The organism is Chitinophaga sp. (assembly GCF_035538455.1).
Taxonomy (GTDB): Bacteria; Bacteroidota; Bacteroidia; order Chitinophagales; family Chitinophagaceae; genus Chitinophaga.
This window is the reverse complement of record NZ_DATLKJ010000260.1, coordinates 1-18,055: the sequence shown is the minus strand read 5'-3', so window position 1 is coordinate 18,055 and position 18,055 is coordinate 1. Positions and strand designations below refer to the sequence as shown.

Genomic DNA, 18,055 nt, shown 5'->3' with positions numbered 1-18,055 from the left:
GCAGCTGGCATATTTCTAGTTTATGCGTTTATGTGCGTTTTTTTGCATGAATTTATACTATAATTTCCGTATATTCAATTTATGTGCTGGAAAACGCGTTTAATAAACAACCAAAATCTGCTAAAACACGCATAATCAGTTTGAATTACTTTTTTTTAAATTTGTAGACTACGTTATAAAACTCCCTGAATGCTGAAAGAAGAACGCCAGTCATTTATCATGCGGCAGATCAATTTGCACAATAAGGTTTTGTCAAGTGATATCAGTGCCATGCTGAGCATATCGGAAGACACGGTACGCCGCGACCTGAAAGAAATGGCTGAAGACGGAAGAATATTAAAAGTGCATGGAGGCGCCATCGGAAGGTCTTTCCATTATCCGTTCAATACAGACAATACAGTATATGCGCAGGAAGCGAAACAACAGATCGCTGAAAAAGCCATCCGTCTCCTGAAGAATGATATGGTGATACTCACTGGTGGCGGCACCACGATGATAGAACTGGCCAAACGGATTCCTGAAAGCCTGCGTGCTACCTTCTTCACCATCAGTCCGCTGGTGGCTTTGCAGCTGGTGGAACATACCAATCTGACCGTTATCAGCATAGGTGGGCAGCTCTCAAAAAGCGCGCATGTTCATATAGGCGCCAGTGTAATTAATCAGCTGGCAGATATTAAAGTGGATCTCTGTCTGATGGGGGCTAACGGCTTTTCCGTACAGGACGGCATGACAGATTCTGATTGGGAAGTGGTGCAGGTGAAGAGGGCGATGATCCGTGCCTCCAAGAAGCTGGCCATCCTCAGCATCGCTGAAAAGCTTAATTCTTCCCAACGAATGAAAGTATGTGATCTTAACCTGATCAATTATCTCATTACAGAACTACAACCAGATAATCATTTCCTCGCTGCCTATCAGCATATCGATCTGGAGCTGTTTTAACCGGCAGTTTTTCCTTTTGCTACGCGCAGCATCTGCAGTATTACTGACAATACAATGCAGGCCAGTCCGGCATAGAAGGCATTGTTGAGATATTTGTTTTCGTGAAAGAGCACGAAAGCCAGCACAATACTGTAAACCGGCTCCAGGTTGAAACAGAGATTCACTGTAAAAGGAGATATCTTCCTCAGGGCTGCCATACTCAGCAGATACATGCATACCGTGCAGGCCCAGGCGAGTATCAGCAGATAAATGGTATCCGGTACTGAGGGTAAAAGTGTGGCTGAAGGGAAAAGATGCAGGTAAACCGGCATGACGAGCGTAAGCACCACGAAACCGGTGGACAGCTCATAGAAGGTAATGGTATGGGTATCGAAGCGCCGTATGAGCCGTTTGTTGAAAACAGTAAACAGCGCTGCGAACATAGCAGATATAATGCCCAGGATGATGCCTGTGCGATATTGTGTATCGAAATGGAAGATGAGCAGGATACCGAAAAGCGTGAGCAGGCTTAATAACAATTCAGCCACATCAAAGCGCCTGCGGTTAATCAGTGGATCGAAGATGGCGGTGAACAGACTTGTCAGTGAAAAGCACACCACGCCAATAGATACATTCGAATATTTGATGCTGCCGTAAAAGAAGAGCCAGTGCAGCGCCACCACTACGCCGGTAGAGCCAATAGGTAGTATGTCTTTCCAGTGAAGTTTTTTAAAAGTGCCCTGCCAGCGGAAAAATATAAAAAGGGTAATAGTAGTGAGCAGTAGTCTATACCATACCAGCAGCCCTTCATTCAGCGTAATAAGTTTGCCAAGGATACCGGTAAATCCAGCAAGAAATACAGAAAGATGTAATTGAAGAAACGCTTTTTTCATGAGCTGACGGCCCGGAGGTATGTTTGTATTTTTTTAAGTGGTTATGTAGTTATTTTTAAATGCAGCGGAGATCTGATTTTTTAGCCTAAAATAATCTCCGCTGCATTTAAAAATAACTACATAACCACATAAAAAAATCCCCAAATTTTAATTCTGTACCCTTCTTTTATAATTGCGAAAGAGGCTTTGCCACTGTATTTTCAGCACACCTAGTATACCCTCCTTTACTATGCCTTTGCTCATCTTGGAGTAGCCTTCACGGCGATCTTTGAAAGTAATGGGAACTTCGGCAATTTTAAAGCCGAGTTTCCAGGCGGTGAATTTCATTTCTATCTGGAAGGCGTAACCTACAAACTGAATCTGGTCGAGGTTAATGGCTTCCAGTACGGTGTTACGGTAACATACAAACCCGGCTGTGGGGTCTTTTACCGGCATCCAGGTGATCAGGTTTACATAAATGGAGGCGCCGTATGATAATACTGCGCGGTCCCAGGGCCAGTTCTCGGTTTTGCCGCCTTTCACGTACCGCGACCCCACTGCCACGTCTGCACCATTTTGGGAGCAGGCGTCGTACAGGCGGGTGAGGTCTTTCGGATTATGAGAGAAGTCGGCATCCATCTCAAAGATATACTGATAACCATTGGCCAGCGCCCACTTGAAGCCATGGATGTAAGCTGTACCCAGGCCTTGTTTACCGGATCTCTCTTCCAGGAACAATTCGCCGGGGTGTACTTCCATCAATGATTTCACGATGGCGCCGGTTCCGTCGGGTGAACCGTCATCCACAATCAGGATATGGAAATTCTGCTGTAAGGAAAATACAGCGTCAATGATGTTCCGGATATTATCCTTCTCATTGTACGTAGGAATGATGACAAGCTTTTCCAATTCAGCAGATGATATTTTTGGATTGCGAAAATAATTCAATTCCGCCGCAAGATAGGATGTTATTAAGAAAGATTACATTTTTTTTAACATCATATTATGATAAATTTCTGTTAGTTTTTGTTTCGTATTCAGCGGAAAATCTGCCTTCATCATCCAGTCATAATACTGCGGTTCTATCTTCAGTACTTCCCGCACAGGACGGCCTTTATATTTCCCGAAATTGAATACTTCTTGTCCGCCTTGCATTACAATGCGGCGTGCGAAGTCGATATAGTCATCTTCTTTGGTGAAATGGGCAAGACCATCAATATCTGCCTGCAGTTCGGCATAGCGTCCCAGCTGGGCTTCGAGGATCTCGTATGTGGCGAGTGCATCGGCTTCAGCACTGTGCGCATTTTCCAGCTGTTTGTCGCAATAGAATTTATAGGCAGCGCCCAGCGTGCGTTTTTCCATCAGGTGGAAGATACGCTGTACGTCTACAAATTTGCGTTTACTGACATCAAAGTCCATCTCTACGCGCAGGAACTCTTCCACCAGCAGGGGAATATCAAAGCGGTTGGAGTTGTAGCCGGCGAGATCGCAGTTATCCAGGAACTGTCTCAGCTCATTGGCTACCTGTTTGAAGGTGGGCTCATCTTTCACATCCTCGTCCTTAATGCCGTGAATGGCTGTAGAACCGGCGGGGATAGGCATTCCGGGGTTAATACGTTTTACTTTTGACTGAGTGGATTTATCGGGGAATACCTTTATGATAGCTATTTCGATGATGCGGTCTGTAGCTACGTTGGTACCGGTAGTTTCGAGATCTATCACGGCCAGGGGCCTTTTAAGGAGCAAAGACATTGAGATTTTTTTATTTAGTGATTTCTTAATTTTCTTATTTACCGATCAAATGTTGCAGTGCCGGAAAGTCCATACCATCAAAGGTTCCGGAGCTCATGAGCAGCAGGTTGGCATCATTGTATTGTTGTTGCGCGAGGAATGCTTCCAGTGTGGCCCTGTCATGGAACACATGAAGATCATTCCGGTCGAAGCTCCGGGCTACGAGCTCAGGATCGAGGTCAGGCATCCGTTTTATTTCCAGTGCATGTTTGCTGTAGAATACTGCGGCTATATCAGCACGGCTCATGGCTCCCTGGTACTCGGATAGGAAGGCGGCGTTGAGGCTGCTATATGTATGCAGCTCCAGTACGGCTATGAGCCTGCGTTCGGGAAACTGCTGTTGCGTAGCGTCTATAGTGGCTTTCACTTTGGAAGGTGCGTGAGCAAAGTCGCGATAAATAACGCTGTGATCATTTTTAGCTACCAGCTCTAACCTTTTGGCGGCACCTTTAAAGGAGGAGATGGCAGAGAGGAATGCTTCATCAGTGATCCCCAGTTCATTGCATACCAGCTTGGCGGCGTGCATATTCATGAGGTTGTGGTTACCAAACACTTCCAGATCGGCACACCCTTCATCGAAGAACACCCTGGTAATGCCATCCCGGATCATATGAATTGGAACGGTATAGGGCACCAGTTTCAGATGACGGCCTTCCTCGGCAACCAGGCCCCCCAGTTCTTGATCGCTGCTATTGTAAATCAGCACGTTACCGGGTTTCATCTGCCTGATAAAGATGGCAAACTGTTCTTTATAAATATCGTATGTCGGGAAAACGTTGATATGATCCCATGCGATTCCTGTCAACACGGCGACCTGCGGGTGCAGGAAATGGAATTTGGGTCTTTTTTCAATCACCGATGCAGGGTATTCATCCGCTTCACAGACGATCAGCGGGGCATCGGTAATGTTCACGGACTGGGCAAATCCTTCCAGGCGGGCGCCTACGAGGTAGTCAAACGCCTTCTTGCTTTTCTGCAGCACATGCATGATCATGGCAGTGGTAGTGGTTTTACCATGACTACCGCCAATGGCTATACGCAGTTTGTCTTTACTTTCCTGGTAGATATATTCAGGGAAGGAGTAGATCTTCAACTGCAGTTCTTTTGCGCGGATCAGTTCCGGATTGTCTTCCCTAGCGTGCATGCCCAGTATTACGGCATCGAGGCCGGCATGGATACGGGAGGCGTCCCAGCCGGTATGATCGGGCAGGATTCCCGCCTGGCGCAAGTTAGACAGGGCGGGTTCAAATATTTCATCATCACTGCCGGTTACCTCGTAACCTTTATTTCTGAGTGCGATAGCCAGTTGGTGCATGACACTCCCGCCTATAGCAATAAAATGTACCTTTGTCATAAGACTGAAGCAATTTTCGGCTTGCTGAATTTCCGTATTCCGGGTTTTAACTTCTCTATAGCCTCTGATCTCTATAGTATGGATTAAGATAACTGTATTCTGGCATTCCCCATCCAAAAAATCAAAAAATCCGTAAATACAAAAAACACGAATCCTTAAATTACATAGTTGTTTTTTTTAATGCATTAATTATATTTGCAAATATAACGTCACAAAACACGATTAAAAAAGTAGTGGTATCAGATTTTCCTATGATTTTTCGTTTACATAATTAAACTCCTGTATGAAATCAATTGTAAGAATTTTGGGCTACGCCGGTATGGTTTGTATCTTTGCTGCTTTACTAACTTCCTGCGCAAGCCATCAGAAACTGGGATGCCCGATGAGAGGGATGGGAAAAGCGCCTGTGAAGGATCACAGCAAATTTTGTTAATTACATGATCTGGAAAACGTTAACCAGCGAGGAACAACTTCAGGAAATCAACGAGGCTTCTGCCCATCAGCCGGTAGTGATATTTAAGCACAGTACACGCTGTTCTATCAGTTCAATGGCTAAATCCCGGTTGGAACGTGCAGTGGCTCCTGACGGGTTAACGTTTTACTACCTGGACCTGATCTCTTACAGAGAGCTGTCTGGAAGAGTAGCGCATAATTACCGGATAGAACACGAATCTCCCCAGATACTGCTGATCAGGAATGGCGAATGCGTTTATAATGAAAGCCATAACGGTATCAGCATGGATGAGATTACAGCGCATGTTTAACGGATAATAGGCTAGCTTTGTGCTATATTTATAGCATAGCACCATGAAACATCGTATAGTAGTAGCAGTTACCGGAGCCAGTGGCTCTATCTACGCCAGACAGTTGCTGCAAAAACTCAGCGCGGCAGCAGACCAGCTGGATGAAGTAGCTGTTGTGATGACAGAGAACGCCAAGACCGTCTGGAAAACAGAGCTCAGGAACGACGATTACCAACACTTACCTTTCCGTTTTTATACCCAGCAGGACTTTAACGCTCCCTTTGCTTCCGGTTCCGGAAGATTCAATACCATGATCATATGCCCCTGCTCTATGGGCACACTGGGACGTATTGCCACCGGCATTTCCAATGATCTTATTACCCGTGCTGCAGACGTAGTGCTGAAGGAGAGAAGGAAACTGATATGCGTGGTTCGTGAAACGCCGTATAATCTCGTGCACATCCGCAATATGGAAGCAGTAACGCTTGCCGGTGGTATTATTTGTCCGGCTACGCCATCCTTCTACAGCCTGCCACTTACGATCGAAGATGTTGCTGCCACCGTGGTAGACCGTATCATCGACCTCGCTGGAATAGAGCAGCAGACTTATCGCTGGGGCAGCGATAAAAAATAACAAAGGGATTAATTACCTTCGCCACATTCATCAAACTTATATTCCAATTCCAACATATGCAGATAGCCATTATCAACGGCCCCAACCTGAACCTGCTGGGAAAGAGAGAACCTGGTATCTACGGCAGCGAATCTTTTGAAGATTATTTCGCAAAACTTCAGCAACAATATCCTGAAATAAAATTCAGTTACTTTCAAAGTAATGTGGAAGGCGAAATCATCAACTACCTGCATGAAACGGGCTTCTCCTATGATGGTATTCTGCTTAACGCCGGTGGCTATACACATACTTCCGTTGCTATCCGCGACGCCATTGCCGGCATTAAAACACCTGTGATAGAAGTGCATATCAGTAATGTATATGCCCGTGAAGAGTTCCGTCACACTTCTCTCATCGCGCCGAAATGCGTAGGTACTATATGTGGGCTGGGTATGAAAGGTTACCGTCTTGGCGTCGAATACTTCCTGTGATTATTGTGATTGTTTAAACAGGTCTGATAAGTGGTTTGATCAGCTATTGGGAGTTATAATTCTACAAACTGCCAATAGTTAAAAAAATGTAACTTACACTTACTCAACATTAACCACTAATTATTAACCACTTATCAGAAAACCATCACTATGAAGAACTCCTGGTACAATGGCAGGCTGCTCGCCTGCGTTTTCCTTTTTTCCTTTACTGTTGCCACCAGCAGCTGTTCAAGAAATGATGATCCGCCGCCGCCCCCGGTATACAACATGGATCAGCTCTACGCCCAATCTGTTACGGACGCTATGGTGGCTGACAGCAGCGAGATCTCAGATGCCCTGTGGCCTATCATCCCGGATAACCAGGATCTGCAATGGAAAACCATCAACGGACAATCCTATGTACTGATGGCAACATTCATGCGCTTCCCGGGCAGCTATCCTGAAGGGGATTCCATTACCAATACGTGGGGCGAATCCTGGCTCTTCATCCCAAAACAGATGAAAGGCAGGGTAGGACCAGATTTCAAACCCGGATCAGACACTATCATGCGCATATGCCAGGTGCTCGGTCTGCCGCCCGTTAATGCCAAAAGCAATACACATATTGCTGAAGTATGGGTACGTGCAGAACGGTTATACCGCCCGGCAGGTAATCCTGCCATCAATACCCGGAGCAGCGGTGCTGTGCTGATACCAGGCGTTTCGCAGGACTATGCCACCTGGTTCAATAACTATATCATCTTTGCTTATTATCGTCCGCTGACATCTGCAACAGACTATCATTATCCGTGGACACGTATGGGTTATACCTACGACTGGGCGCCGCAGGCGAAGAAAGTAGGATTAAGCGAGTATGTGGTGAAAGCAGCTTCTGGTATGTGGGTGGAGAAAGTGCGCAAGGCTGCGGATTACTTCCGGAATTAGGTTTTTAGCCTTTAGCTTTCAGCATTCTGTTTGAGATTTCTTACGGAGTGCTAAAAGCTAAAGGCTAAATTCTGAAAGCTGTTACAGATACTGGAAATTAGTCTTAGGCGTAATCTGCAGTAATGTCTGATAGATCAGCTGAATGGTATTTTCAACATCATCCTTCTTCACCATTTCAACGGTTGTATGCATATAGCGCAGCGGTAAGCTGATCAATGCGGAAGGCGTACCATCGTTGGAGTAAGCAAATGCATCGGTATCGGTGCCGGTGCTGCGGCTTACAGCATGCAGCTGGTGTGGGATATCGTTTTTCTTCGCTGTTTTAATAATCAGGTCGCGCAGTATATTGTGTACAGCAGGGCCGTAAGTGATGCTGGGACCACTGCCGCATTTAATTTCGCCTTCGAGGTTTTTGTTGATCATCGGCGTAGTGGTGTCATGTGTTACATCCGTGATGATAGCCACATTGGGCTTGATGCGCTTCGCGATCATTTCCGCGCCACGAAGTCCCACTTCTTCCTGCACAGCATTTACTATGTAGAGGGCGAAAGGAAGTTCCTGTTTCTTTTCTTTCAGCATGCGCGCAACTTCCGCGATCATAAAGCCACCGATGCGGTTGTCAATAGCGCGGCAGATGAAATAGTCATAGTTCAGTTCATCAAACTCAGCTTCAAAAGTAGCGACGCAACCTACGTGTATGCCCAGGTCTTCCACTTCTTTACGGCTGCGGGCGCCGCAGTCCAGGAAGATGTTTTCTACTTTGGGCTGTGGTTCCTTACCATCGCTGCTACGCAGGCGGGTATGGATTGCAGGCCAGCCAAATACTGCTTTTACAATGCCTTTTTCAGTATGTATGTTTACTCTCATGGAGGGGGCAATCGCCTGGTCTGAGCCTCCATTGCGGATTACATAGATCAGTCCTTCAGGAGAAATATAATTTACAAACCAGGAGATCTCATCAGCATGCGCTTCTATCACCACCTTAAACGGTGCTTTAGGATTAATGATACCAACAGCAGATCCATAAGGGTCCACAAAATGCTCGTCGATATATGGCGTTAGATATTTGAGCCATAATTTCTGGCCTTCTTTCTCAAAACCGGTAGGAGATGGATTGTTTAGGTAGTCTTTCAGAAAAGCCAGTGATTCCTTATTCAGTATGGATTTGTTTTTTTTGGACATAAGCTGTTTTATTTTGAGATGCGACAAAAATAGGGAAATAGCAGTTAGTATTCAGTATTTGGCTTTGGGTCCGAAACTAAAAGCAAAAGCGGAAGATAATATGTAGCACGGCTGACAGTGCCATAAAGCCATCCAGCACAAAATAGAACAGGTAGTCTGATTGTGTATGGTGGGCTTTCCTGGTGAGCAGGGCAGTAGCGGCTACGGGTATCAGAAGGGTGATGATTACCGGCGTGGTGGCCTGTGGTGTCAGCATCAGGGCGCTCAGTGCAGCCAGCAGCAGAGAGGCGTAATATACTTTATTAAGATCTTTCAGATCAAGGTAGGTGATGAGGCTGCGGATACCTTCTTTCTTATCTGATTCGATATCGCGGTAATCGAAGAGGATGCAGATGGCGTAGATCAGGCTGAAGCGATGCAGCGCAAACCAGATGGCGCCCCATGAAAAGGGTTCATTGGCGATGAATACCGGTAGTATGGTGGTGACGTAAGTCCATACGAAAGTAAGGAACAGTGTTTTGCCGATGGCTATACGGCGTAGCCATGTGAAGGGCCGGTAAGGCAGCTTGGGGGCCGAGTACAGGAAGGTGAGCATTGCGCCGCCACTGAGAGCAAACCAATGTGCGCGTAGCTGCCAGAAGTAAAACAAGGTGCCAGCCAGCCCTACACCGCAAAGAAAAAGCATAAGCGGGCGATGGGTATTACCCCAGCGTATCCTGTCTGACGACGAATAGGTGCCGGGTGTCAGGTACCAGTGAAAATTATAGCTACAGATGGTGGAAAAGAAAACGAAGAGATGGAAGGTGTGTTGGTCATAATGAAGGTCCAGCAGTTGATTGGTTTGCCAGATCATCAGCAACGCGCACAGCGATATAAAGATCGATGTGAACAGGAACAGGTTGTACAGTGATTTGATAGCAGCTCTGGCCATTATAGCTCCGGATTTTATGCCTCCTTCCGGAGCCTTTTGCAGCGGCCGTTTCCAGGCTACAGTAAAAGATCGCGGAAGGAGTACAATATGCGAAATTACAAATCGCAGCTATTACAAAGGAATATTGCCATGTTTTTTCCGGGGCATATTTACCACTTTGTTTTCGAGCATTTTAAATCCTTTGATCAGCTTGATGCGTGCCTGTTCGGGTACGATCACTTCATCGATATAACCTTTTTCTGCTGCCAGATAAGGATTGGCGAAGCGTTCTGTATAATCGGCAACAAGTTCGTTCATTCTGGCTTCAGGGTCCGGAGCGGAATCGATTTCTTTTTTGAAGATGATCTCTACCGCGCCTTTGGCGCCCATTACGGCAATCTCGGCCTGCGGGAAAGCGAAGTTAAGATCAGCGCCGATGTGTTTGGAGTTCATTACGCAGTAAGCGCCGCCATAGGCTTTGCGGGTAGTGACGGTAATTTTTGGAACAGTGGCTTCACAGAGGGCGTACAGGAGTTTGGCGCCGTTGGTGATGATGCCGTTCCATTCCTGGTCGGTGCCGGGGAGGAAACCAGGTACGTCTACGAGTACCAGCAACGGGACGTTGAACGCATCGCAGAAGCGGGTGAAGCGGGCACCTTTTACGGAAGCATGAATGTCCAGTACGCCTGCCAGTACAGAGGGCTGATTGGCAACGATGCCAATGCTTCTGCCGGCGATACGTGCAAAGCCAACGATGAGGTTCTCTGCAAAATCTTTATGTACTTCAAAGAAGCTGTCGGTATCGGTAAGCTGGGCGATTACTTCTTTCATATCATACGGTTGGTTGGGACTGGCCGGTATCAGCGTATTCAGGACAGGGCGCGCCTCGTTGCCTGTTTCGTAAGGATATACCGGTGCCGTTTCTTCACAGTTCTGCGGTACGTAACTGAGCAACTGACGGATGTTATGGATACATTCCACTTCGTTGGCGCAGCTGAAATGGGTAACGCCGCTTTTGGTGGCGTGGGTATGGGCGCCGCCGAGTTCTTCAGATGTCACTTCTTCATGGGTAACGGTCTTCACTACGTTGGGACCAGTTACAAACATGTAGGAGGTTTGTTCCACCATCATGATGAAGTCGGTGATAGCAGGAGAATAAACAGCGCCGCCTGCGCAGGGGCCCATGATGGCAGAGATCTGGGGGATGACGCCGGAAGCGCGGGTATTACGATAGAAGATGTCTGCATAACCGCCGAGGCTTACTACGCCTTCCTGGATGCGCGCACCACCACTGTCATTGAGGCCTACCAACGGTGCGCCGTTCTGCATGGCCAGGTCCATGATCTTGCAGATCTTGCGGGCATGCGGTTCAGAGAGACTACCGCCATAAACGGTGAAGTCCTGTGAGAATACGTATACCGTACGGCCGTTGATGCTACCGTAACCGGTAACCACGCCATCGCCGAGGAATTGTTCCTGTTCAATGGTGAGGCCTTTGTTGCGGTTGGTGACCAGCATATCCAGTTCTTCAAAAGATCCTTCGTCCAGCAGCAGCTGTATCCTTTCACGGGCGGTGAGCTTCCCTTTTTTATGCTGGGAGGCGATACGTACTTCACCGCCGCCTAACATGGCTTCGGCTATCTTCGACTGTAATTCTTCTATTTTATTCATATGCTGAAAATGATCTTTAAGCTAAAACTAAAAAGGATTCCTTTAATCAAAGGAATCCTTGTAATGCTGTAAATGTAATCTTTTTATGAATAACAATTATTCTACGCGATAGGCGATTTTGGGTGTTGGAATGGTATCGCTGGAATTACCGGCGTTATCAAGTATAAACACCACAAAATGCATGCTGTCTTTGGGTAAAGGAGGGTAATTTCCGAATGCTATTTCTTCCTTGCCAAACGGGATCAGTACATCTGCTTTCACTTTATTGCCCTTGTTGGCGCCGATGCTGGCCATCTGCTTCATTGTCCAGACAGTGTCCTGTCTGCCACCTGTAGTATGACTATCAATGATGGTGCCTACGCCTACTTTATTTTCAATGTCGCCATCACCATCTTCCACATGCACGCCAAGTGTGAGGGATTCAGTTGTGGGAACTATACTGTCAAGTGAATAGCTTTTGAAACTTAAAATAGGTTTGGTGCCGATACCATCTTTCTTGCAAGCATAGAATAGTCCGGTGATCACCAGGGACAAAAAGAGAAATTTCTTCATAAAACAAACCTACATTAATTTAGGAAATATACAAATAATCGATCATCCCTACAGTCTTACACAAAACGTTTTTTTACAGCAATTGTTACTTACTGTGGCTAAATTTATTCTTCTCCCTAACTTTGTGCGGTTTTTAAAGCTAGATTAACATGAGTGCCGTTTCTCCCGAAAGGATATTTTCATTACAGGCAGGCGGGCTGGAAGCAGCTGCCCTGGAGCTGTTCCGCTTCCAGTATGACAACAACGACATATACAGGGCCTATACGGATGCATTACATATACAGCCTGGGGCGGTAAAAAGTATTCTTGAGATCCCCTATCTGCCTATACAATTCTTTAAAACGCATAAAGTGGTATGCGGCGCCTTTGAGCCGGAACTGATATTTGAGAGCAGCGGCACTACGCAGACCATCAACAGCCGTCACCTGGTAAAGGAATCTGCCATCTACGCGCGCAGCTTTATGACTGCCTTTGAGCAGCTCTACGGGCCTGTGAGCGATTATGTGATTGTGGGATTGCTGCCTTCCTATCTGGAACGCCAGCATTCATCTCTTGTGCGTATGGTGCAGGAAATGATTGAGCGCAGCGGCCGACAGGAGAGTGGTTTTTATCTGTACGAACACGATAAGCTGTATCATGAGTTGCAAGCGCTGGAAGCCCAAGGCCAGAAAACGCTGTTGATAGGCGTTACATTCGGGCTGCTGGATTTTGCGGAGAAATATACCCTGCAGCTGGAACATACCATTGTTATGGAAACCGGCGGTATGAAAGGACGGCGGGAAGAATGGACCCGCGAGGAAGTGCATGCATTTCTGAAGAAACAACTGGGCGTTCAGGTGGTGCATGCAGAGTATGGTATGACGGAACTGCTTTCGCAGGCTTATTCAAGGGGGAATGGCCTTTTCCAGACTCCTCCCTGGATGACGGTATTGCTGCGTGATGAAAATGACCCCTTCCAGCTCACTACCGGCAAAGCGGCCGGGGTGCTGAATGTAATAGACCTCGCCAATATCTATTCCTGTGCATTCATTGCCACGGAGGATATTGGTAAAATACATGCTGACGGCAGCTTTGAAGTGCTGGGCAGATTGGATAATTCAGCGCTGAGAGGGTGCAGTCTGATGGTGAGCTGAGTATGGGCGGCTCAGGATTCAAGGGCCACCATCTGCAATAGTGCCGGCAATTTGGCCGGTTGATGCATAATAGCCATCACGGACGACATGTACGGGAATGAGTAATGATCCATGCCGAACTTATTGAGGAGATATACATCCAGTTGTTCCGGTGAGGTATGCCCCTGAATAAAATCCCCGATGTAGAACAGAAAGCGCTGTTTCTCTTTTTCAAAGAGCAGTGCGAGCGCCACTTTATCTTTCAGGATGTCGTTGATACCGGCGTTGAATATCTTCAGCGCCTGGCTGTAATGCGCCATCGTAAATGGCTGTGGCGGATTGGGCAGCAGCTGTGTGCAGAAGTAATCTACGGCCAGGTCGTCGAAATAACCGATTTCGTCTTCGTCTCCTGGTTCATTGTGCCAGGTAGCCCACCGGATGAGATCCTGTTCAGTAATCTTACCTTCCAGCAGCGCTTCCAGGTTATGGATCACGCCTTCACGGGTGGGAATGGTACTGCTGGCATGTGAGAGGGCAGACACCACTTCCTGGTAGTAAGCTTCATTAACTTCCCGGGCGGCTAGCAGCAATATCTGGGTAACATCCTGATGGTCATAGTCTGCGGGAATTGAGCCGCCATCCTGAGTGAGACGCTGTAAGATCTCCTCCCTTGTTTGGGTGCCACGCAAATACGCCTTCACCATTGTTGTGAAGTAGACAGATGTTACAGGAGGGATCTTATTTTTCATCGGGTCGCGATTATTAATAGTACCAATTGTAGGTTTCGTCAAAATTAGCGTAAAATGGGTAATAACATTTTTGTTTTGACTTTGAAAACCTCCAATAGTTTAAATTATCACAAAATTACTACAGTTCGTATAATACTACAGTTAGAAGAATGCTAAAGTAGGGATTTTTTATACTGTCCGCTGAAATGATTTCCCTCAAAGTATTGTCTGGGCTTCCTTATAACTGTCCTATATCTACGAATTACCAATATAATGCGGATTGAAATAAGGGTGATATTTTTCACTACAGGTGTTGAAATCGTATAGCCCTTCACGTAGGATACCCTATGTAGCCTCTGTTTTACTCCTTAGTAAGGGAATATTTTATATATGTAAGTTGAATACTCTTATTTCCTCCTGCCAAGCCACAGCAGGCTGTTAATGATCAGCCTGTTCTGTGTTTCGCTGGCGAAGGTGGAGGATAATGTGGCGTTGGTATGATGTTCGTAGTCCATATCGTTGTGCCCCATGTTTATGTATACCATTCTGTATTTCTTGTTGGTCCAGGCTACGGGATAGTAGCCGTTGTGCCAGATCTCATGCGGCTTTGGACCGGTGCCCAGCGGAAAACTGGAAGGGTCTATTGACACCAGGATGATAATATCCGGGTTCTTCCGCAGGTCGTTTGTCCATTTGTACCATTCATTAGGTGCGGAGACAAAGGTATCCGGCAGGGTTTTTACAACAGGATGCTGCCGGTGCTCTGTGCGCAATACGGCTGACACCGGCCGCCAAGTGTTGCCATCATAGGAGCCGGCGCCCAGGAATTGCTGATGGTACCAGTTCCAGTTCTGTGGGAATGCAGAGGGTGTAAGCGCGAATGCTGCGAAATGAAATCCCATCCATGCGCCGCCGTTTTCCATATAATGCTGAAAGGCCAGTCGCTGCGGAAGGCTGTCAGGCCGGCTGTCCAGGAAGATGACCACCTGGTAGTGGGAGAGGGTGTCTGTATTCAGTTTATTCCAGTCGTTAGTTGCATCATAGCTAAAATGGTGTGCTGCTGCCTGTGCAGCGAACCATTTGTTGGACTCGTGTACAAAGCTGATATGCGCTGCATCTTCCCTGGCTGTATAAAAAGCGATCACATGAAAACGGGTGGTGTCATGCTGTGCGTATGTTCCGGAAAAGCCGTTGTAGCAAAGCAAGAGGAGGAGCAGGTATTTCATCAGGCGGTTACTTTTGATTCAAGGAATGTGGTGTCCACGTAATAGTTCTTGCCGGGTTTGTCGGGATTTATGTATACATCCAGCTTCTGCTGATGTTGGAGCTGGGGTTCCGGATTATGCCAGATGTAGCCGCTTTTGAACTGGTATGTCTGGCCGGTCAGCGTATCTTTCCACTGGCAGCGGATATAATAGGGATGCCTGCCATTGACATGAATGGAGGGTTCCTCTATGTAATCTGCTGTGATGCTGATATAATCATACAGGCTGCCTCCCGGGGAGAGGATACCTACTCCCGGTAGTATATTGAAAACAAGAATGAGGGTTCTGTTCATGCGGTTAGCAGGTGGTATGTGATCAATATACAAATAAAAAGGAGAGTCCCGGCAGGGAGCATCTGTGATGCACCCATACCGGGACCCTTTCATGGTGAGGAGTTATTTTAATCAGTCGTCGTGATCGTGTCCGTGTTTGTGACCGCGTCCGCGCCAGTGGCCATCATCATCATCGTCATCGTCGTGGTGTTTTTTCCATTTCCCTTTTTTGTAGTACCTGTCGTCGTCATAGTAGTACCTGTCTCTGTGGTCGCGGATAATAACCTGACGGCCGTACCAGCCTCTATACCTGCCATAACGCGATCTGTAGATGTCTGCATGCAGCCAGGGTCTTGGCTCATTGACAACTACTTTGTAGCCGCGGTAAAGATCGTAGTGATAATGAGGGGGTAAGGCCGGTGCAAAGATCCATCGGTCGTCATCATAATAAATAAACTTTCGTTCGGGAATATAATAGTACGCATCGATGTCCGGCATGTAATAATATTCCGCATATTCATATCCTGCGGGGCCCCATACCGGCTGGCTTCCCACATTCAGATTTACATTCACACGAACCTGTGCTGTTGCTTCATGTTTATATAGCAGGCTGATAACAAGGAGGCAGGTTACTAAAGTCAGCTTTTTCATAAAAAAATGGTTTCTTAAAATAAATATGCCAAATAAGGTGCCAAAGTAGCGTCCGCTAAACAGGTTATATGTAAGTTTACAAGCGGACAGTAAACAATAAGATGAAAAAGCAATCACTGGAAACAGACCAGGCGGTCCGGCAACTTTTCTTTGAATATGTATCAGCAGGGAATCAGCTGTCAGCGTCTTGCGCTGCTGCATTGTGGGAGATCGTTTGTATCCGCGACTATCCGAAGAATCATACGCTGGTGCGTGGCGGCGAATATTCCGATAAGCTATTTTTCGTGATCAAAGGCGCTATGAGAGCCTATTTCCTTCAGAACGACAAAGACGTGACCGATTGGTTTGCCCTGGAGAATAGCTTCATTGCTGCTGTGGTGAGCTTCCTTGGAAATGTGGCAAGTCCGCACTATCTTGAAACGATTGAGCCGTCGCAGGTGTTGTATGTGCACCGTGGAGACCTGGAAATACTGTGCGGCCGATATCATGAACTGGAAAGGCTTTACAGGCTGCATATTGCAGATACATTGCTGAAGCTTCAACAGAATATTATTGCACAGCGATTCAAGACAGCACAGGAGCGGTACGCAGACCTGATGATATTGCAACCTGATCTTGTGAACCGTGTACCCCTGAAACATATTGCTACCTACCTGGGCATCTCGCAGGAGAGTCTGAGCCGTATCCGTGCACGCATCTGATTTTTTATCCCAGGGTCAAATTCTAAGCGGGCCGGGGCGCATAGCTTTGCGCCAGCAATTGAATATCTATGAGTACGAAGAAAATCCATTATGTGTCCGGCACTATTATGGCCGTGTTTATTTCCCTTCATCTCTTTAATCATCTTGCGAGTATCAGTAGCGCCGGTGATCACATCAGGATCATGGATATGTTGCGTGTTGTGTATCGCAGCAGGGTTGGGGAGACCATATTACTGGCGGCGTGCGGTGTGCAGATTGTTTCAGGGATCAGGCTGCTGGTGAATAAGAGAAAGCAGCTCACAGACGCGTTCGACAGGCTGCAGCTCTGGACTGGTTTCTACCTGGCCTTCTTCCTGATTGTGCATCTGAGCGCTGTGATGGCGGGCCGGTACTTGTGGCATGTAGATACCAACCTTTATTTCGGGGCTTCCGGGTTGAACAGTTATCCTGCGAAGCTTTTCTTTATACCTTATTATGGATCGGCTGTGCTGGCTGTATTTGGGCATATTGCCGCTGTGCATTTCCGGAAAATGAAGCGAACTGTGCTGGGTGTCAGCGTGAGGCGACAGGCAGTTTTGATACTATTAGCGGGCGTGGTTACTACGGTAGTTATCTTTTATGGGCTTACCAATGGTTTCACCAGGCTGGAGGCACCGACTACTCATATACCTGCCGGTAAGCAGGCAAGTACGCTTTTAATAGGGCGATGACAGGGAGATGACCGGGAGATAACCCTAAGGAAATCCTATTTATAAACCGGGATGGGCGTCTGGAAGGATCCGTGCGTTATTCTGCTTCCAGTACGGACATAATATTGCCCGCAGGGTCTGTGAACCAGGCTATTACAGGGCCGCCATTGTTACGTGAGATCCCTTTTGCATCTGTTTTTATGTCTCCGCCGTACTGCTGGAATTTAACGCCGGCTGCTGTAAGTGTATCTACGGTCTCTTCTACATTTGGTACCGGAAAGTTCAGCACGGTGAATGTGGCGGGTTCATGATTGGGCTTTGCATAAATCACCACGGTGCCGCCACCGGGAATAATCAGCGAGAGTACGCCCATGTTGCTGTTTTCTTTCACTTCTAACCCGAGCGTTTCCTGATAGAATTTTTTTGCTATCTGAAGATCATTCACAGAGAAGCTGCTGAATGCTTTGGTTTTTTTGAACATAAGACATGATTTTGATGACTACTTCAAATTTACGGCTATTATATGTGGACGTAAGGGGCCTCATGTGGCAATTTAAGGGGGACATTGCGACAGACTTAAAATTATATACAATTCGATATAAATAGTATAACGCCC

21 protein-coding genes are annotated in these 18,055 nt (G+C 46.9%); 8 read left to right on the top strand and 13 right to left on the bottom strand.

Annotated elements, in window-relative coordinates:
* Positions 1–189 precede the first annotated feature (189 nt).
* Positions 190–939, top strand: a complete 750-nt coding sequence (locus tag VM802_RS29890) for a DeoR/GlpR family DNA-binding transcription regulator (protein WP_325537760.1) — start codon at positions 190–192, stop codon at positions 937–939.
* On the opposite strand, the gene VM802_RS29885 is transcribed toward VM802_RS29890, so the two are convergent.
* The 4 genes from VM802_RS29885 to VM802_RS29870 all read right to left on the bottom strand — a co-directional run bounded on the left by VM802_RS29885 (position 936) and on the right by VM802_RS29870 (position 4,935).
* Complete coding sequence (locus tag VM802_RS29885) at positions 936–1,811, bottom strand: DMT family transporter (protein ID WP_325537758.1); 876 nt, start codon at positions 1,809–1,811, stop codon at positions 936–938. The two genes, VM802_RS29890 and VM802_RS29885, sit on opposite strands and share 4 nt — an antisense overlap.
* Before the next feature lie 147 nt (positions 1,812–1,958).
* Positions 1,959–2,699, bottom strand: a complete 741-nt coding sequence (locus VM802_RS29880; protein ID WP_325537756.1) for a polyprenol monophosphomannose synthase — start codon at positions 2,697–2,699, stop codon at positions 1,959–1,961.
* Between the two features lie 72 nt (positions 2,700–2,771).
* The gene (locus tag VM802_RS29875) at positions 2,772–3,542 is read right to left on the bottom strand and encodes an exonuclease domain-containing protein (RefSeq protein ID WP_325537754.1); all 771 of its coding nucleotides are present in this window, start codon (positions 3,540–3,542) and stop codon (positions 2,772–2,774) included.
* A 34-nt stretch (positions 3,543–3,576) separates the two neighbouring features.
* Positions 3,577–4,935 carry a UDP-N-acetylmuramate--L-alanine ligase gene (locus VM802_RS29870; protein ID WP_325537752.1) on the bottom strand — a complete coding sequence of 453 codons (1,359 nt, stop codon included), beginning with the start codon at positions 4,933–4,935 and terminating at the stop codon, positions 3,577–3,579.
* A gap of 437 nt (positions 4,936–5,372) precedes the next feature.
* Between VM802_RS29870 and ytxJ the strand changes: the two genes are divergently transcribed.
* The 4 genes from ytxJ to VM802_RS29850 all read left to right on the top strand — a co-directional run bounded on the left by ytxJ (position 5,373) and on the right by VM802_RS29850 (position 7,706).
* Positions 5,373–5,699 carry a bacillithiol system redox-active protein YtxJ gene (gene ytxJ, locus VM802_RS29865; protein ID WP_325537750.1) on the top strand — a complete coding sequence of 109 codons (327 nt, stop codon included), beginning with the start codon at positions 5,373–5,375 and terminating at the stop codon, positions 5,697–5,699.
* A gap of 43 nt (positions 5,700–5,742) precedes the next feature.
* Positions 5,743–6,312 carry a UbiX family flavin prenyltransferase gene (locus tag VM802_RS29860; protein ID WP_325537746.1) on the top strand — a complete coding sequence of 190 codons (570 nt, stop codon included), beginning with the start codon at positions 5,743–5,745 and terminating at the stop codon, positions 6,310–6,312.
* Positions 6,313–6,368: 56 nt separating this feature from the next.
* Positions 6,369–6,782 (top strand): type II 3-dehydroquinate dehydratase, encoded by a 414-nt coding sequence (gene aroQ / locus VM802_RS29855; RefSeq protein ID WP_325537744.1) that lies wholly within the window; start codon positions 6,369–6,371, stop codon positions 6,780–6,782.
* Between the two features lie 150 nt (positions 6,783–6,932).
* Positions 6,933–7,706, top strand: coding sequence for a hypothetical protein (locus VM802_RS29850; protein ID WP_325537742.1), 774 nt, complete (start codon positions 6,933–6,935; stop codon positions 7,704–7,706).
* An 81-nt stretch (positions 7,707–7,787) separates the two neighbouring features.
* Here the strand turns inward: VM802_RS29850 and VM802_RS29845 are convergent, their stop codons facing one another.
* The 4 genes from VM802_RS29845 to VM802_RS29830 all read right to left on the bottom strand — a co-directional run bounded on the left by VM802_RS29845 (position 7,788) and on the right by VM802_RS29830 (position 12,021).
* The gene (locus VM802_RS29845; RefSeq protein WP_325537740.1) at positions 7,788–8,888 is read right to left on the bottom strand and encodes a M42 family metallopeptidase; all 1,101 of its coding nucleotides are present in this window, start codon (positions 8,886–8,888) and stop codon (positions 7,788–7,790) included.
* Between the two features lie 76 nt (positions 8,889–8,964).
* Positions 8,965–9,819 (bottom strand): UbiA family prenyltransferase, encoded by an 855-nt coding sequence (locus VM802_RS29840; protein ID WP_325537738.1) that lies wholly within the window; start codon positions 9,817–9,819, stop codon positions 8,965–8,967.
* A gap of 111 nt (positions 9,820–9,930) precedes the next feature.
* On the bottom strand, positions 9,931–11,469 hold the full coding sequence (locus tag VM802_RS29835) for an acyl-CoA carboxylase subunit beta (RefSeq protein ID WP_325537736.1): 1,539 nt from the start codon (positions 11,467–11,469) through the stop codon (positions 9,931–9,933).
* Positions 11,470–11,565: 96 nt separating this feature from the next.
* The gene (locus VM802_RS29830) at positions 11,566–12,021 is read right to left on the bottom strand and encodes a hypothetical protein (RefSeq protein WP_325537734.1); all 456 of its coding nucleotides are present in this window, start codon (positions 12,019–12,021) and stop codon (positions 11,566–11,568) included.
* A gap of 149 nt (positions 12,022–12,170) precedes the next feature.
* Here VM802_RS29830 and VM802_RS29825 point away from each other — a divergent pair, with 149 nt between their 5' ends.
* Positions 12,171–13,154: a LuxE/PaaK family acyltransferase gene (locus VM802_RS29825; RefSeq protein ID WP_325537732.1), complete on the top strand. Its 984-nt coding sequence runs from the start codon at positions 12,171–12,173 to the stop codon at positions 13,152–13,154.
* Positions 13,155–13,165: 11 nt separating this feature from the next.
* Here the strand turns inward: VM802_RS29825 and VM802_RS29820 are convergent, their stop codons facing one another.
* From VM802_RS29820 to VM802_RS29805, 4 genes are all read right to left on the bottom strand, one after another.
* Positions 13,166–13,882: a hypothetical protein gene (locus VM802_RS29820; protein ID WP_325537730.1), complete on the bottom strand. Its 717-nt coding sequence runs from the start codon at positions 13,880–13,882 to the stop codon at positions 13,166–13,168.
* Between the two features lie 386 nt (positions 13,883–14,268).
* A complete protein-coding gene (locus VM802_RS29815) occupies positions 14,269–15,087 on the bottom strand; it encodes a ThuA domain-containing protein (RefSeq protein WP_325537728.1) in 819 nt (272 codons plus the stop codon).
* Entirely contained in the window at positions 15,087–15,512 is a 426-nt protein-coding gene (locus VM802_RS29810) for a hypothetical protein (protein ID WP_325537726.1), read from the bottom strand. The genes VM802_RS29815 and VM802_RS29810 overlap by 1 nt, the downstream gene beginning before the upstream one ends.
* Before the next feature lie 18 nt (positions 15,513–15,530).
* Positions 15,531–16,049 (bottom strand): hypothetical protein, encoded by a 519-nt coding sequence (locus tag VM802_RS29805; protein WP_325537724.1) that lies wholly within the window; start codon positions 16,047–16,049, stop codon positions 15,531–15,533.
* Positions 16,050–16,150: 101 nt separating this feature from the next.
* On the opposite strand from VM802_RS29805, the gene VM802_RS29800 reads away from it, so the two are divergent.
* Positions 16,151–16,750, top strand: a complete 600-nt coding sequence (locus VM802_RS29800; RefSeq protein ID WP_325537722.1) for a Crp/Fnr family transcriptional regulator — start codon at positions 16,151–16,153, stop codon at positions 16,748–16,750.
* 68 nt (positions 16,751–16,818) lie between these two features.
* The gene (locus tag VM802_RS29795; protein WP_325537720.1) at positions 16,819–17,460 is read left to right on the top strand and encodes a hypothetical protein; all 642 of its coding nucleotides are present in this window, start codon (positions 16,819–16,821) and stop codon (positions 17,458–17,460) included.
* A gap of 76 nt (positions 17,461–17,536) precedes the next feature.
* Here VM802_RS29795 and VM802_RS29790 read toward each other — a convergent pair whose 3' ends face one another.
* A complete protein-coding gene (locus tag VM802_RS29790) occupies positions 17,537–17,920 on the bottom strand; it encodes a VOC family protein (protein WP_325537718.1) in 384 nt (127 codons plus the stop codon).
* Positions 17,921–18,055: the final 135 nt, after the last annotated feature.

What these genes read in the sequence shown, in the direction of transcription:
- VM802_RS29890 (WP_325537760.1), top strand. Translation starts at nt 190, where the DNA reads ATGCTGAAAGAAGAACGCCAGTCATTTATCATGCGGCAGATCAATTTG.
- VM802_RS29885 (WP_325537758.1), bottom strand. Translation starts at nt 1,811, where the DNA reads ATGAAAAAAGCGTTTCTTCAATTACATCTTTCTGTATTTCTTGCTGGA.
- VM802_RS29875 (WP_325537754.1), bottom strand. Translation starts at nt 3,542, where the DNA reads ATGTCTTTGCTCCTTAAAAGGCCCCTGGCCGTGATAGATCTCGAAACT.
- VM802_RS29870 (WP_325537752.1), bottom strand. Translation starts at nt 4,935, where the DNA reads ATGACAAAGGTACATTTTATTGCTATAGGCGGGAGTGTCATGCACCAA.
- ytxJ (WP_325537750.1), top strand. Translation starts at nt 5,373, where the DNA reads ATGATCTGGAAAACGTTAACCAGCGAGGAACAACTTCAGGAAATCAAC.
- VM802_RS29860 (WP_325537746.1), top strand. Translation starts at nt 5,743, where the DNA reads ATGAAACATCGTATAGTAGTAGCAGTTACCGGAGCCAGTGGCTCTATC.
- aroQ (WP_325537744.1), top strand. Translation starts at nt 6,369, where the DNA reads ATGCAGATAGCCATTATCAACGGCCCCAACCTGAACCTGCTGGGAAAG.
- VM802_RS29850 (WP_325537742.1), top strand. Translation starts at nt 6,933, where the DNA reads ATGAAGAACTCCTGGTACAATGGCAGGCTGCTCGCCTGCGTTTTCCTT.
- VM802_RS29845 (WP_325537740.1), bottom strand. Translation starts at nt 8,888, where the DNA reads ATGTCCAAAAAAAACAAATCCATACTGAATAAGGAATCACTGGCTTTT.
- VM802_RS29840 (WP_325537738.1), bottom strand. Translation starts at nt 9,819, where the DNA reads ATGGCCAGAGCTGCTATCAAATCACTGTACAACCTGTTCCTGTTCACA.
- VM802_RS29835 (WP_325537736.1), bottom strand. Translation starts at nt 11,469, where the DNA reads ATGAATAAAATAGAAGAATTACAGTCGAAGATAGCCGAAGCCATGTTA.
- VM802_RS29830 (WP_325537734.1), bottom strand. Translation starts at nt 12,021, where the DNA reads ATGAAGAAATTTCTCTTTTTGTCCCTGGTGATCACCGGACTATTCTAT.
- VM802_RS29825 (WP_325537732.1), top strand. Translation starts at nt 12,171, where the DNA reads ATGAGTGCCGTTTCTCCCGAAAGGATATTTTCATTACAGGCAGGCGGG.
- VM802_RS29820 (WP_325537730.1), bottom strand. Translation starts at nt 13,882, where the DNA reads ATGAAAAATAAGATCCCTCCTGTAACATCTGTCTACTTCACAACAATG.
- VM802_RS29815 (WP_325537728.1), bottom strand. Translation starts at nt 15,087, where the DNA reads ATGAAATACCTGCTCCTCCTCTTGCTTTGCTACAACGGCTTTTCCGGA.
- VM802_RS29810 (WP_325537726.1), bottom strand. Translation starts at nt 15,512, where the DNA reads ATGAAAGGGTCCCGGTATGGGTGCATCACAGATGCTCCCTGCCGGGAC.
- VM802_RS29805 (WP_325537724.1), bottom strand. Translation starts at nt 16,049, where the DNA reads ATGAAAAAGCTGACTTTAGTAACCTGCCTCCTTGTTATCAGCCTGCTA.
- VM802_RS29800 (WP_325537722.1), top strand. Translation starts at nt 16,151, where the DNA reads ATGAAAAAGCAATCACTGGAAACAGACCAGGCGGTCCGGCAACTTTTC.
- VM802_RS29795 (WP_325537720.1), top strand. Translation starts at nt 16,819, where the DNA reads ATGAGTACGAAGAAAATCCATTATGTGTCCGGCACTATTATGGCCGTG.
- VM802_RS29790 (WP_325537718.1), bottom strand. Translation starts at nt 17,920, where the DNA reads ATGTTCAAAAAAACCAAAGCATTCAGCAGCTTCTCTGTGAATGATCTT.